Here is a 13,864-nt window from a genome sequence, read left to right as displayed (position 1 = left end):
CGCTTACCGCTCATGGGCACCTCTCTTTAAGCCATCTTAAATGACTCTGAGGTGTCTGTTAAACCCGTGGCGATTCAAAAGGCTGGTGGAAGGGCGACAGTGTCAGTGGATTAGAGCACCACGACGCGATGTTAACGCGATAGCTGACACGTCCTATGAAATACCTGAGAACTTTAAAGACGGGTAGGGTGGGAATTTTTCGGTTCTGACTCTGTGTGTTGAAGAAGGCGACTGCTTCAAGGTGAAGGACCGCTTTGAGCGATTAGCGGACATTATGTTCCAACTATATACAGATGATACGTGCAGGTTTTTTTCCTCTATAACCGGCATCAGGCATTAGTGGCGTAAAAGCTTTCAAAAATAACAAACTCTTATGCAGATTCTTATTTGTAAAAAAGCTTCTGTTACTCTGGCTAAGCTTGAAGGATAACAAGGAGGTAACATGCTGAACCCCGGATTCGTTACTAGTAGAGCACTTGCTCAATGGCAGGATATCCCCATTTTTTTGCCACAGTTCCAGTTCCATGAAAAACACCAGGCTGTCATTAAGACGTACTCGCCTGAAAAAATTCTGCCGCTAGTAGCAGGATTCGATATTCAGCAGGACGCCGTCATCCGACTATTGATGTCTGTGCGACAAATTCCGCAAAAATTTCGACGTAATAAACCATCCCAGGCGGTTAACAACTTTGGCCTGAACAGTTTTACTTTTCTGGAAAAGTCAGCATCCGAGCTCTGCTACGGCTTGCGCGGACAATTCTGGCGTCCAGATTTTGGCCTGGAAAACGTGCCGGATACTAACGCTTATCTGGCGCCTGTCACACCAGGTAGCGCAAAGCTTTTACTTCGCTATCGGATAACGGAAATCAAAGAAGGGCAACATGAGTTGCGAACTGAAACGTTCATTTACTGTCCTGATCGAGCTACTCAACTGAAAATGGCCGCTTACTGGCTGGCAATACGGGCAGGCAGTGGATGGATTCGAAAGAGGACGCTTATGGCTGTTCAGTCCAGTATTGGATAACAGGGACAGACGCAAGGCATAATCTGCTTTGAGCGAAAAGCAGACCTTGAAATGTGGTCTGTGCCATATAGATTTTTTATTGTTCTTACTTAACTGGCGGGAGAGATATCCTCGCCACCGAAATCAATTTTTCCACTGCTTCCAGAGGAATGTTCTCTTCGTAGCAGGTCAAAAAGAATTCCTGTGTAACGTCAGAGTAGAAAACTTCAGCAACTTGCCTTAAAGGGGATGTCTCACTGACAGATAATTCCATATACATGCCATCTCGTAGCACATCGCTTCCACGCCTCAGTTCAAACTTAATCTTAGACATATACGAATCCCTGCTTCTTAATGGCGGAAAACATTTTAAGGTATTGATTTTAAATGCATTTTGACAAGATGTATCAGGAGGGCATTCCGAACACATTTGCTTGAAGTACAAAGGCATTATATGGGGAATGCTGAAATCGTCATAACGCGCCAGCATCTACTCCTGATGACCTGCTCCCCATTCTTCAACATAGATTGTTGTTGGTTACTTACGCTTCTGTCACAAAGTGGACGTTGTGATCTTTTTAATCATGCAACCTCTAAGAGGTTCATGAATTTAGATGAGTTGGCTTTAGGCAAAGGTCAGATATCAGTGCCCACAGGCCAGTTCATGGCATATGATGCCGAGCTGTCGCACAGCATTTAAAAGATAAGGTGTGGGTGCATTCGCACAGTTTAGCCGCAGGTAATTTTGCAGTGCCGCCTCCGGGGAAAACAGCGGACCCGGGCTGACGCCAATGCCCTGGGCAAGTGCGCGACGATGTACCTCCAGCGCATCTGTCTGGGGCGGGAGTTCCACCCAAATCAGAAAGCCAGCTTCTGGTTCGGCCACCCGCGTGCCCTGTGGGAAGCTCGCCCTGACCTGCGCGATGACAGCCCGTATACCCTCCGCAATCCTGAGCTTCAGGCGCCGCAAATGCCGATCGTAGTCTCCACTTGCCAGAATCTGACTCGCCGCGGCTTCAATTAGCGGCGCGCCCGCCCAGTCGCCGGCCATACGGGCCTGCAATACTTTAGCGTGATAGCGCCCGGCAGCAATCCAGCCGATTCTCCAGCCCGGAGCAAGTGTTTTAGACAGTGAACTGCAATAAATGACATTTCCGCTCTGGTCAAATGCCTTACACGCCGGTGGACGCTGGGTCCCGCCTGCCAGATCGCCGTACACATCATCCTCAATCAAGGGGAGGCCCTCGCTGGCAAGCAGAGTCACCAGCTCCCGCTTGCGCGCGACAGGCATGCTGGCACCCAGTGGATTCTGCACCGTGGGCGAGGCAATGACCGCTGCGGGACGGTGACGTTGAATAGCTTCTTTGAGCGAGGCCAGCGACAGGCCATCTTTGGGATCAGTGGGGATCTGTAACGCCTTCAGGCCCAAATCTTCAAGCAGCAGGAGCGTGCCGAAGTAGGCGGGCTGCTCAATCGCCACAATATCACCTGGCTGGCATACAGCATGTAGAGCCAGCCGCAGCGCCTGCGTTGCGCCAGCTGTGATGATCAGCTCGTCCGCGCCAAAAAGGGCACCCCACAGTGCGGCACGGGCGGCAATCTTACTGCGCAGGTCTGACCTTCCTGGCGGCAGACTGTAGCTCTGCCCGCCTGCATCCAGTCGACGACCTGCTGTCTGCAGGGCCCGCTGCAGAAGATTCACGGGCAGCCAGGCGGGGTCGGGTAACGCTGCCCCAAGCGGAACCAGGCGCGCTTCAGCACTATCGAACAAGGATCGGGCTACGGCAGACATTGTCACCGGCACGGGGCCAGGCAAAGAGCGGGTAGGCTGCGCGTTTTCAGGCATGTTTATCTGACGGACGAAGTAGCCCGAGCGCGGGCGCGCAATGATCAGGCCTTCCGCTTCAAGATAACGTAGCGCTTCCAGCGCGGTAGGAAGGCTGACCTGCTCGCGCTCGGCCAGCTTACGCGCGGAGATTATACGATCCCCTGGTCGCAAAGCACCTGAAACAAGGGTAAGCCGTAACATCTCGGCAATCCGGCGGTAGTGGGGAGGCGACGGGAGCGGCAGGGACATTGTGATCTGTACAGTCTGATTTTTGATAAATCTGACTATACAGACGATGGCGGACTCCATCTATAGTGTGACCAACACAATCCAGCCAGGGAGGCAACATGCACAGTGACAACTTTGACCTTTCCACCTATTTCCGGCGTATAAGCTATAGCGGACGTGCGGCTGCCGATACCGCCACGCTACACGCGATTATGCGACACCAGCTCTTTTCGATCCCTTTCGAGAATCTGGATGTACAGGCAGGTAAAGTCGTTTCGATGGTACCCAATGATATTGCCGGCAAGCTGTTACACCAGAAGCGGGGAGGCTATTGCTATGAGCTCAACGGGCTGTTTGCGATGGCGCTGGAAGCGCTAGGGATTACCTACCGTTTTGTCGCGGCTCGACCGATGTTCTATCCGGCGCGCCGGCCGAAAACCCATATGGCGGTAATAGCGGAAGTCGATGGCCGTCAGTGGCTTTGCGACCTGGGGTTTGGTAGCTACGGCATTCGCGCGCCGATGGCCCTGGACATGCTTGATACTGACATCATGCAGGATTTCGACACGTTCCGGCTCAGCCGTGACGCGCGTGGAGACTATCTGCTCCAGGCAAAGGTTGAAGGAGACTGGGCTAATCAATATGCTTTTGACCTGTCACATCAGGAATGGATTGATTTTGTCCCGGCCAATTACCTTAATTCCACGCACCCCGATGCCATATTTGTGCAAAAGCTGCTTGTTATACAGCATCACCCCGAGGGACGCTCTATTCTGCTTGGCGATATGCTTAAGACAACCACCGCAGGTCGGTTCCAGAAACAGCCGCTGACGAAAGAGGAAATTGCAAATGTGTTGAAAGACCTCTTCAATTTGTCTGCCCTGCACTAGGTCTGACGTGCCCCTGTAAACCAGAACAGTACGATGTAAGCAAGGTCCGCTTCTGGCATAAAGCGGACTGGTACATGTTTTTCAGGATAATTGCAGCACACGGGGATCTATAACTCGTTCAGCGGCTGGCGGAGGGGCAAAAATGTAAGGTGAGCAGAGCGCCACGACGCGATGTTAACGCGATAGCTCATACGGTCTATGAGATGCCGGAGGGGGCCGGGAGAAATGAAGTGGTATCGGTTTAAAGCGGGAAATGTCCGCTTTGAGCGAAAAGCGGACGTTCTGTTTGCCGCAGAAATGGAGTAATTCAGGTCTGAGTTCCTGTTTCTGTATGGAGCAGAATTTGGGGTCAGGATCACATCTCAGTTATTCAGCCACTGCTTCGTGGTGAAGGCAGAGACATCGCCATAGCACGGGTTCGACTTGCCCGGCTCAATGAGCAGATTAATCGCTTGTGGCTACAGCTCACCGTCATGCAGACCGTGATAAACATTATGACGTCCAGTCGCGAATTGCTGAGGGTAAAGTCGACCCATAGCGGCCAGCTAAAAGCGGACATATGCCTGTGTCCGCCTGCGATTGCCAGCTTCAGCGGCTCCAGGTTTATTCCCTAAATCAATGAGAGGGTCCTTTTAGGAAGTTGATGATTGCATCGAAGGCCTGCCAACGGCCTGACTCCATCAGAATCATGTGAGTGCCGCCGCCAATCTCTATCCAGCGCCGGTGGGCGGCGTTATCGAAGCGCTTGAACAGATCCTGCATCATATCGACTCGCACGTCTTGATCCCACTCGGCGTGAACGAGCAGTACCGGTGCGGTAATCGCGCCCGGGTCATAGAGCGGACGATTGGCGAGCCAATGCTCACGGACATCCTGGATGGCTCCACCAGGGGCTCGGATGGTACCCGGCTCCGCAGCGTCCGGATCGGTGGAGGTAGTCACAGTCGCCCATTGTTCGAACCAACCGGGTGGCAACAAGCCTTCGTGCTGGTCGGCTGGGACACCTGCCAGCCACGCCTCGCGAAAGGCGTCGACATGTATCAGACGCCACGCTGCCAGCGGCTGCCCTGTATCGATGCGCAGTGGGCGACTGGATAGCCACAGCGGTGCCACCAGCACGAGTTTTTCAATATATTTGCCATGCCGTTCGGCATATATCCCCGCGACCGAGCCTCCCCAGGACATCGCTACGACGCTGAGGCGCTCGATGCCATTCTCGGCGAGAACATACTCAACTGCTGAGGCAAGATCACGTGCCGCGACCCGTGCCGGCGTCAGTGGTGCTGCGGCGTCGGGCGGTGCCGCCATTTCAGTTGGGCGGGTCGAACCGCCATAACCGCGGGCATCGACCGCCCACACGTCGAATCCAGCCATGGCCAGCACATTCATAAACGATATGCCATCCACAGGCACATCGAACAGGCTCTCGCTGGGGAAAGTGGCACCGTGTATCAACATCAGTGTCGTGCTCGAGCTGGCGCGGCCGATGTCGCGCCGGCGCCTGCGGAGTAGCTGCAACTGGATGTCAGCGGTATCACTGTCGATGAGGTAAGTTTCGCGTAGCAGTAAGTCGTTCGTATTGTCGTTCATGGCCGGGATCCCTGAATGAATTGCCAATCGAAGCCGTGAGTCTGTCGACTGACTTTGCCAACAGAGCTATCTCCGAAGTGAGTAGTGAAAACCAGTGCGTCGAGTTCGGCAGCGAGCTGCATGGCCTTGTGACGAGACTGCCGTGCCGCTTTTGGAAACTCGCAGTATACGGAATTGGTCTCGGGGCGACGGAACTGGAGCGGATGATGCATGACGTCGCCCCAGAACAAGGCAGTTTCACCCCGTAAAGTCACTGAAATAGAGGCATGATCGATGCTGTGGCCAGGCGTGGAGTGGAAACGGAAGCCCTCGATCAGGGTATTGTCAATCTCGATGCGTTGATCCAAACCTGCCTCGACAACGGGCATGACGCTATCTTCGAAAACACCGTCGAGTGGCTGACGACGCGGTGTGCCTATTCCTGCCTGCCGCTGTATCCTTGCCACAGCCCCCCGCTCGCGAGAAAGCGCCAGATTGTAGCTATATTCACGCTCGGAAAAGACGTAGCGGGCATTTGGAAAGGTCGGTACCCATCGTTCGCCTTGTAACCGGGTGTTCCATCCCACATGGTCGGCGTGAAGATGGGTAAGCAGGACAAAGTCCACCGCTTCAGGCGATACGCCGATCGCCTGCAAACGCGCCAGGAAAGGCTCTTTGAGCTGGTGAAACAAGGGTGCCGTTGGACGTAGCTTGTCATTGCCGGTAGCGGTATCAACCAGGACGGTGTGAGTCGGGGTCTGTATCACCCAGGCGTGAATGCTTTGCCGAAGCAGGCCGTTCTCAAAATCGTAACTTCGCTCACCCCAATGACTTGCATCGCTCATCAACCGCTTTAAATCGTCTTCCGGGAAGAGCTGGGTGGCATCTACTGCATCAAGCGCTAACTCTGGCACCTTGATGATACGCGCATCCCCGACGAGAAAGGTCTCTTGGGTCGTCATGATTTTTTCCTGTTGACTGATGATGTAAGTCAGCGTACTACTACAAATCACATTAACCAAATCGATTCAAATAATGTTGCAAATCGACCATTTCGATTTAAGAAGCTTCGACCTGAATCTTCTTATTGCCTTCGATGCACTAATGCGGGAGCGGAGCGTCACCCGGGCTGCAGAACTTTTGAAAATTCGTCAGCCAGCCATGAGCCACAGCCTGTCGCTGTTGAGAACATTATTTCAGGATGAGCTATTTGTACGTGTCGGGACGGTCATGCAACCGACCGAACGCGCTTTAGCGCTGGCCGAGCCGGTGCAGCAAGCGCTCGGTATGATGCAGACGGTTATTCATGTCCGTTCGGAGTTCGATCCATCGACCGATCAACGTATCTTCCGCATGGGGTTCTCAAGCGAAGTAGAGCTACTACTGATGCCGGAGCTCGCCTTACGCTTGCGTCAACTCGCGCCGGGGGTGAAGCTACATGGCCGCCCGGTGCAGCAGCGCGATGTCTACCGTATGCTGGATGACCGGTTGCTGGACTTAGCAATAGGCTGTTTTGACAGCCAGGCGATGCGTTATCGTCAGCAGCTATTGTTCGAACAGTCGCTGAGTTGCGTTTTCCATCCTGACAAGATGACATTCAAATCGGCGATTTCCCTTGAAGATTACCTAAGCCTGCCGCACGCGCTGGTAAGCCTCAGCGAAAGCTTGCACGGTTGTCTTGAATCGGCACTCGATGCGATAGGCGGAAAACTCAACGTGGTTGCAACTTCGTCGGAATTTCTCGGTGTACTGGGTATGGTTGCGAGTGCGCCGTTGATTGCCACGTTGCCAACGCGGATGGCAAAACGCTACGGTGAGGCATTTGGCCTGCAGGTAGTCCCGGTGCCAATGATACTGACGTTGCCCGATGTTTCACTGGTTTGGACGGCACAGGAGGATAACCATCCCGCATCACAATGGTTGAGGGGTGAAATCGGCGGCATCCTGGGCAGGATGCCGTCATGAATGCAGCCAGTCATAACTGAAGTGAACCCCATCCTGATATGCCTTCCGCGGGATGGAACACTACCTTAAAACGATGGTGCTATCCAAAGGGCCGATCAAGCATACGTATTGCGCCTGGAGACTTGCCCGTTACCCGCTTAAAAGCCCGGCTGAAAGCGGCCTGTGAGGCGTATCCTAACCGTTGCGATGCGATGTCTATGGTTATTTTTTCTGACGTTAACCAGCGGACAGCGAGGTGCATCTTTACTTCCGTTGCATAACGTAACGGTGGGATGCCGATGGTAGTCTGAAATCTTTCGGCGAATGCGGATCGGGATATATGCGATTTGGCAGCGAGCTCTGCCACGCTCCAGTCCCGACCCGGCTCGCGGTGAATCGCCAGAATGGCTTGAGCCAGACGGGGATCACGCAGCGCTGCAGCCAGTCCCGGGCTATTGCCGCAACCCTCTTCCACCCATCCTCTTATAAACATTGCTCCAACCACATCGGCAAGCCTGGCGAGGATGCCTGCATAGCCCACGCGTCCGGAGCATATTTCACGCTTCATCGCGTCAAGTGTATGCATGAGTCCTGGCCAGCGAGTCCCGTTGGCATCGGCACGCATAATTTCAGGCATCACATCCGCCAGCCGTTGCATGCTTCCCAAATCAATTTTCATACAGCCAAAAAACAAAACGGCGCCTGGCGTTTCCTGGGTGCTCGGGCAGGTATCAATCCCACTCACTTTCTCATCCAGTGGCGCCGTTTCAATATTATCGATATCCAGCACGTCAGTGGCTGTTGTCGACAAAAGCTGGTGCTCTTCGCCGTGGGGAAGAAATACGGCCTCCCCGGCTGAAAGCGGGAGAGTACCTCCGTTTGCAGTATGAAGCACCACCTCTCCCACAGCGACATAGTGCAGGTAAGCATGGCCAGGCCTGCCTGCGAAGTTCAGACCAAACGTATTACCAGTCTGAATACGCTGATATCGCACGCCGTAAAGCCGCAGGCCGGAAAGCAGCTCGCTGATGAGTTCTGATGATAAGGCAAAGGGTGAAGTCGTAGGCATATTCGGGTTTTGGGTAAAAAAGTGCGGGCTTTAGAGCATAGATCATCCAGGCGCGCCTGAATAGACTTCATCTCCTTAACCTACTTTCCAGGAAACTCAGAAATGACTAATGAAGCCTCTGTCAGGGTTCGCAAAAACGTATTGCAAAGAGATGATCAAATCCAGCCAGCCTGGCGAGCGGTCTTTTCGTTAACCATGGGCGTTTTTGGCCTACTCACCGCAGAGTACCTGCCTGCAAGTTTATTAACGCCCATGGCCCAGGATTTGAGGGTGCCAGAGTCTCTTGCAGGCCAGGCCGTAACGGTTACGGCGGTAGTTGCATTATTTGCCGGATTACTGATACCGCGATTAACGCGTGCGCTTGACAGGCGCGTCGTGCTGTTGAGCTTCACTGTCCTTATGATCTTTTCAAATCTGCTGGTGGCGCTCTCTTCAGGCATGGTAATGCTGCTGGCAATGCGCATCTTGCTGGGTATCGCTCTGGGGGGATTCTGGAGTATGGCAGCGGCGGTCGCGATGCGGCTTGTGCCGGAAAGGCTGGTACCGCGAGCGCTGTCGATCATTTTTAGTGGTATCGCGGTAGGCACTGTCGTTTCCGTACCGCTGGGGAGTTATCTGGGAGAGATGTTCGGCTGGCGTAGCGCCTTTATTGCCGCTGCTGCGGTTGGAGGAATCTCTTTGATTTTTCAGTGGGTCACGCTGCCCGGGATGCCGCCGGTAATTCGGGTAAAGACGGTATCCGTGTTTTCTCTGCTGCAGAGACCTGGCGTTAGCGTGGGTATGCTGGGGTGTGTGCTTGCACACACTGGCCAGTATGCGCTGTTTACCTATATACGGCCTGCGCTGGAAGGACTCGCACACGTAGATGCAAAAGAACTGTCGTTGATACTTCTCGCGTTTGGCGTGGCTAACTTTACAGGGACACTTTTGGCAGGATGGCTGATGGAACGCAGCTTACATTTTACGCTAATTGTCATGCCCGCTCTGGTGGGAGCAGCGGCACTGGGTATGAGCATCCTGCCCTTATCGATAGCAGGGCTTACTGCCCTGACCATGCTGTGGGGGTTAGCATTCGGTGGCATACCGGTGGCGTGGTCAGGTTGGGTCGCACGGACGCTTCCAGATGAGGCAGAGAGCGCGGGAGGTATGGTGGTTGCCGCCGTTCAGTCTTCAATCGCCGCGGGGGCGGCAACAGGTGGCCTGATATATGGCATGAACGGCGTGTCAGGTGTATTCATTACTGCGGCATGCATCATGCTAAGTGCCGCGCTGATTATTGCATTACGGGTCAGAGTCTCTTCATCAACTGAAGGAACGCAAAGCAGACCATTTTACTGATACTTTAAACATGTCGGGACATCTCAATTGGACAGCTTAGTTGCCTGATACAGGCTTTAAGCATAGCCGCTATGCCATCACGCAGTTGAGAGGGATAAGTAAACCAACAAAGATATAACGACGGTCGCCCGGCTTTAATGGCCTGCGGCCCTCAATATACTCATTTATCAGCCATGTCCGCTTCTGGCACAAAGAGGACATGCGTGAAGGGCAAGGTCCGATATGAGCCAAAAGCGGACTTAACTCTTTCATGCTATAAAACCACATGGCATGTGATTATCTGAAAATGAAAAGCACCTTTCTCTTACATTACAGGTAATCTCTGACGAGTTATAAAAGAGGCAAGCTGAGCTTTTTAATATCTTTTTATTTACTGAGGCAAATTACCTGCCCGGAGCACTCACCATCTTGCAGGTCCATGATGACCAGGGCGGTACAATCCTCCGGAGCCTGAGCAATAAGTTCACCCCTTGCATCCCATGCGGAACTTTTTCCGACAGGTTTCCAGCCACCTGACGGGCCACAATAATTGGCCATCAGCGTGGGCATTGCGTAAAGTCTGGCGTAGCTTTGAAGCTGCTCCGAATCTTTATCAAACCCGCCGGCGCTCAAAACGGAGTTCAGGTACACTTCAGCACCCTTCTGCACCGTGCGTTCTGCATGCACTGGCTGCCCTGCATCTGCACATATGGCAATGCCTATATTAAATGTCCTTTCTTTAAAAACACACTCAGTATCACCAGTTGAAAAATAGTCGGACTCCCCGGGATGAAGATACATTTTTCGGTAACAGGAAACTGGCCGCTTTGAAGAAAGCATATAGGCGCCAATAGCCGGTTTTCCATCTCTAACACGCAGCGGTGCACCCACGATAATTGTCATATCATATCTGTCAGACAATGCCTGAAGTGGACTCAGACAGGTTTCATCAGCCAGAGCCAGTTCTTCAGCTATTTCGGGTTCATAACCCGTCAGAGAAAGTTCAGGAAAAATGATAAGGTTAACGCCTGCCGATGCCGCAGACTCAATTAACATTTCGTGATAACGCATATTCTCATCGATACAGCCGCGCACCGGAGCAAACTGTCCTGCTGCGATTTTTAATTTTCTCTGAACGCTTCCCATGCTTACTCCCGGATTTTTTAAATTGTCAGTTATCATTCAAAAATACATAACAGGCGTCATCTTTTTGAGACTGGATTGACAGCATGCTTACTTAAACGCCCGCTTCTGGCACAGAGCAGCTTACTGCTAAACAAGCAGGATGCTGTGAGCGAATGTAGCCCTGAGGCAAGAAGACAGCCTTTCACCGCACTGATGTCCGCAGAAACTGTAATTATGAATCCTGCAGACGTGTCAGCATGCTGATCCTGAAGGCGTAAATAATCGCGCACAACATGAGGCTGAGCAATGCAGTACAGATAAAGACCCCCGCACCGGTCATAGCCAGCATGACTCCACCGATTAACGGCCCGGCAGCGATCCCCAGTGTCGACAGCATGGAGGCACCAAGATAGGCACCGCGATGTTCTGCCGGGGCCAGTTGATCGAGCAAAATGTTCAGGTTTGGCATCAGAATCGCTTCTCCCATACTGAACACACCGGTAACCGTCAGCCACAGCCAGATTTCCGTCGAACGTATGGAAAAAAAGCAGAGTTGCGATAACGCGAAAATTACCCCACCCAGAAGAATGCGTTTCGGCAGGGTGACCCGAGCCAGAAACCGCATAATAAAAGTCTGAAATACCAAAACGGTACAGGCATTCGTGACCAGCACCAAGGTGATCAGCTTAACCGCGGCGTTACCGTCAAGTAGCAGGAGATACTGTGGCAGTATGGCTTCGTAATGGATAAAAACAATACTGCACAAGATACTGCACAGTAGCGCCGCAATGTAAATTTTATCCCCGGCGATAATGCCTATTACCTTGCGCAGCCTGACCGCCGGTTCGCTGGCGGCCTGTTGCTCAGTCAAAAGTTTACCCGCGGGGATAAACAGCAGCACGTAGACGAAAAAAGGGAGGTAGGACAGCCCGGTTATCAGGAATGTTCCCTTCTGAGATGTCAGACCAAATGCTATCCCTACCAGCGGGCCAAATACTGCTGCTACGTTGATCAGGTAGTAACGCATTTGCAGGGCAAGCGCACGGCGGCGGCGGTCACCCAGCAAATCACTCATCAGTGCACGTAAAGGGGGATCAACCCACGCAAAGGAAACGCCGATGAACATAAGGCCGCAGATAAACAGCCCCACTCCGGTTGCCTGCGCCAGGGTAATATATCCCACGGTGGAAAACGCGCAGCCCAGCAGAAGAATAATGCGTCGCCCCAGCCTGTCCGAAATCTGCCCGCCATACATACCGAGCACCACCGAGAACAATGCACTGATTGTCATTGCCACGCCAATAGCTATCGGCGACATATGGTAATTTTGAGTCATGATTACCGCGATAAATGGCCAGGCCATAAAATAACTGAATCGTATGACAAGCGTAAAAAAGAGCAGAGCATGGACAGCCGCAGGGAAAGATTTCAGTGTCTGAAACAGACCCGGTGCCGGACAGCCTTCAGCGGCAGGTTTAGACGTCATGAGTTATCCTTATCATAATTTTATTAACATCCTGTGTCGCTGTTGGGTATAACTTACTAAATATTAATAAAATTATTCTTTAACACTGGCAACAGGTATGTTGATGAAGTGTTTAATTCCCCAGCTTATGAGGTTATGACTCTTTGTTGCAGAGAAATATAAGGAAAAGAGCAAAGCAAATAATAAAATGCGGATGTTACTGCTGACATTAACGACAACTTTTGCTGGGGGCTGGTCTAAAAGGGTTAGAAGCCGGCGGTCATTCGCCTGTGGAAGTCTGTGTGATGAAGATCCTGCCAAACGATCCCCGTTATCGCTTCATTGCGCTGTTAATTTATCTGGGAAATGTCCGCTTCTGGCACAAAGCGGACGTCTGCATTCATTCGCTGCTTTATTGCTGTGTCCTGGTAATGCGCACTTTGCTGCCAGAACAGAGACAACTGTATATATACCGCGAGCAGGGCAGAGAAGCGGAAGAGCCTGGCGCGACAACAGAGGGCGCGGGAGTGATACAGGCACTTTAGGTTAGGCCGCACTTTAAAAGTGCGGCAGATAAGGCCGGGCATCTTAAGCAGGGTGATAGAACGAAGGAGGCTGGCCCGTCACGCGGCGGAACATAGTGGCAAAAGACGAACCATTGTCATAGCCAAGCGATAATGCCACTTCATTCACCGGCTTGCCCGCTATCAGCAATGCCAGCGCGCTGACCACACAGGCCCGCTGCCGCCAGGCGGAAAATGACATGCCGGTCTGCTGCAGGAAATGGCGACGAAAGGTGCTGGCACTCATAAACATTGCCCTGGCCCAGCGTTCAGCCGGATCGTGGACAGTGGGTGCCAGTAAAAACGTCTGGCACAGCGCCAGCAGCGCAGGCTGCCGCGGCAACGGAATATCGAACCCGCGCGCCGGCATGGCTGCCAGTTCCAGCAGCAGCAGGTTCATCAGCGCACATTCGCGCTCGCTCTCATAAAGTGGGGGCACATCGACCGCTTCAAGCAGAAGCTGACGTAACAGTGGCGAGACGCTGATGACTTCGCAGCGGCTGCTGTGGTTGATGCGCGCCGCGCATTCTGGCGCGATATACAGGCTCCGCGTCGTCACGCCGACAAACTTTACCGCGTGCAGCGTTTCAGGCGGGATCCACACCGCATGCTGTGGCGGCACTACCCACTCCCCGTCACGGGTGGATACATGCATCTGACCGGTTGCGCCATACAGCAGCTGCGCGCGGCGATGGCGGTGGTGAGCCAGTAAAAAACCCTGCGCATAGTCATTACCGATCGCGACCACGTCACGCGCCAGATTATCAACCTTGTCAATGCTCACGTTGCGCACTTTTGCCTCCTTCTGACCGGTTTGCAAGGGTAGTTGAGCGCTGCGCAAATGGGAAGCGGGACGTGAGGGC

At 53.0% G+C, this 13,864-nt stretch carries 13 protein-coding genes; 5 read left to right on the top strand and 8 right to left on the bottom strand.

Annotated features, from left to right (window positions below; all coding sequences use genetic code 11):
- Nucleotides 1-442 precede the first annotated feature (442 nt).
- A complete protein-coding gene (locus EKL29_RS11735; RefSeq protein ID WP_311779010.1) occupies nucleotides 443-1,024 on the top strand; it encodes a hypothetical protein in 582 nt (193 codons plus the stop codon).
- 85 nt (nucleotides 1,025-1,109) lie between these two features.
- On the opposite strand, the gene EKL29_RS11730 is transcribed toward EKL29_RS11735, so the two are convergent.
- On the bottom strand, nucleotides 1,110-1,337 hold the full coding sequence (locus EKL29_RS11730) for a hypothetical protein (protein WP_126689771.1): 228 nt from the start codon (nucleotides 1,335-1,337) through the stop codon (nucleotides 1,110-1,112).
- Nucleotides 1,338-1,646: 309 nt separating this feature from the next.
- Nucleotides 1,647-3,080, bottom strand: a complete 1,434-nt coding sequence (locus EKL29_RS11725; RefSeq protein ID WP_376749712.1) for a PLP-dependent aminotransferase family protein — start codon at nucleotides 3,078-3,080, stop codon at nucleotides 1,647-1,649.
- Between the two features lie 98 nt (nucleotides 3,081-3,178).
- Between EKL29_RS11725 and EKL29_RS11720 the strand changes: the two genes are divergently transcribed.
- Nucleotides 3,179-3,949, top strand: a complete 771-nt coding sequence (locus EKL29_RS11720) for an arylamine N-acetyltransferase (protein WP_126689769.1) — start codon at nucleotides 3,179-3,181, stop codon at nucleotides 3,947-3,949.
- A 615-nt stretch (nucleotides 3,950-4,564) separates the two neighbouring features.
- On the opposite strand, the gene EKL29_RS11715 is transcribed toward EKL29_RS11720, so the two are convergent.
- A complete protein-coding gene (locus EKL29_RS11715; RefSeq protein WP_120458479.1) occupies nucleotides 4,565-5,539 on the bottom strand; it encodes an alpha/beta hydrolase in 975 nt (324 codons plus the stop codon).
- Entirely contained in the window at nucleotides 5,536-6,480 is a 945-nt protein-coding gene (locus EKL29_RS11710) for an MBL fold metallo-hydrolase (protein ID WP_126689768.1), read from the bottom strand. The genes EKL29_RS11715 and EKL29_RS11710 overlap by 4 nt, the downstream gene beginning before the upstream one ends.
- Before the next feature lie 73 nt (nucleotides 6,481-6,553).
- Here EKL29_RS11710 and EKL29_RS11705 point away from each other — a divergent pair, with 73 nt between their 5' ends.
- The gene (locus EKL29_RS11705; protein ID WP_179256456.1) at nucleotides 6,554-7,483 is read left to right on the top strand and encodes a LysR family transcriptional regulator; all 930 of its coding nucleotides are present in this window, start codon (nucleotides 6,554-6,556) and stop codon (nucleotides 7,481-7,483) included.
- Nucleotides 7,484-7,562: 79 nt separating this feature from the next.
- Here the strand turns inward: EKL29_RS11705 and EKL29_RS11700 are convergent, their stop codons facing one another.
- Nucleotides 7,563-8,531 (bottom strand): AraC family transcriptional regulator, encoded by a 969-nt coding sequence (locus EKL29_RS11700; RefSeq protein ID WP_126689767.1) that lies wholly within the window; start codon nucleotides 8,529-8,531, stop codon nucleotides 7,563-7,565.
- A gap of 102 nt (nucleotides 8,532-8,633) precedes the next feature.
- Here EKL29_RS11700 and EKL29_RS11695 point away from each other — a divergent pair, with 102 nt between their 5' ends.
- Nucleotides 8,634-9,869 (top strand): MFS transporter, encoded by a 1,236-nt coding sequence (locus tag EKL29_RS11695; RefSeq protein WP_126689766.1) that lies wholly within the window; start codon nucleotides 8,634-8,636, stop codon nucleotides 9,867-9,869.
- Between the two features lie 366 nt (nucleotides 9,870-10,235).
- On the opposite strand, the gene EKL29_RS11690 is transcribed toward EKL29_RS11695, so the two are convergent.
- Nucleotides 10,236-10,994: a carbon-nitrogen hydrolase family protein gene (locus EKL29_RS11690; RefSeq protein ID WP_158618931.1), complete on the bottom strand. Its 759-nt coding sequence runs from the start codon at nucleotides 10,992-10,994 to the stop codon at nucleotides 10,236-10,238.
- Nucleotides 10,995-11,205: 211 nt separating this feature from the next.
- Complete coding sequence (locus EKL29_RS11685) at nucleotides 11,206-12,459, bottom strand: MFS transporter (protein WP_126689764.1); 1,254 nt, start codon at nucleotides 12,457-12,459, stop codon at nucleotides 11,206-11,208.
- Nucleotides 12,460-12,740: 281 nt separating this feature from the next.
- Here EKL29_RS11685 and EKL29_RS11680 point away from each other — a divergent pair, with 281 nt between their 5' ends.
- Complete coding sequence (locus tag EKL29_RS11680; RefSeq protein ID WP_126689763.1) at nucleotides 12,741-12,983, top strand: hypothetical protein; 243 nt, start codon at nucleotides 12,741-12,743, stop codon at nucleotides 12,981-12,983.
- A gap of 43 nt (nucleotides 12,984-13,026) precedes the next feature.
- Here EKL29_RS11680 and EKL29_RS11675 read toward each other — a convergent pair whose 3' ends face one another.
- The gene (locus EKL29_RS11675) at nucleotides 13,027-13,794 is read right to left on the bottom strand and encodes a helix-turn-helix transcriptional regulator (protein WP_126689762.1); all 768 of its coding nucleotides are present in this window, start codon (nucleotides 13,792-13,794) and stop codon (nucleotides 13,027-13,029) included.
- Between the last annotated feature and the right edge of the window lie 70 nt (nucleotides 13,795-13,864).

This window comes from Pantoea sp. YU22 (genome assembly GCF_003970755.1).
Classification (GTDB): Bacteria; Pseudomonadota; Gammaproteobacteria; order Enterobacterales; family Enterobacteriaceae; genus Pantoea; species Pantoea piersonii.
Note: the sequence above shows the minus strand (reverse complement) of the source record. Positions and strands in the feature narration are given on the sequence as shown.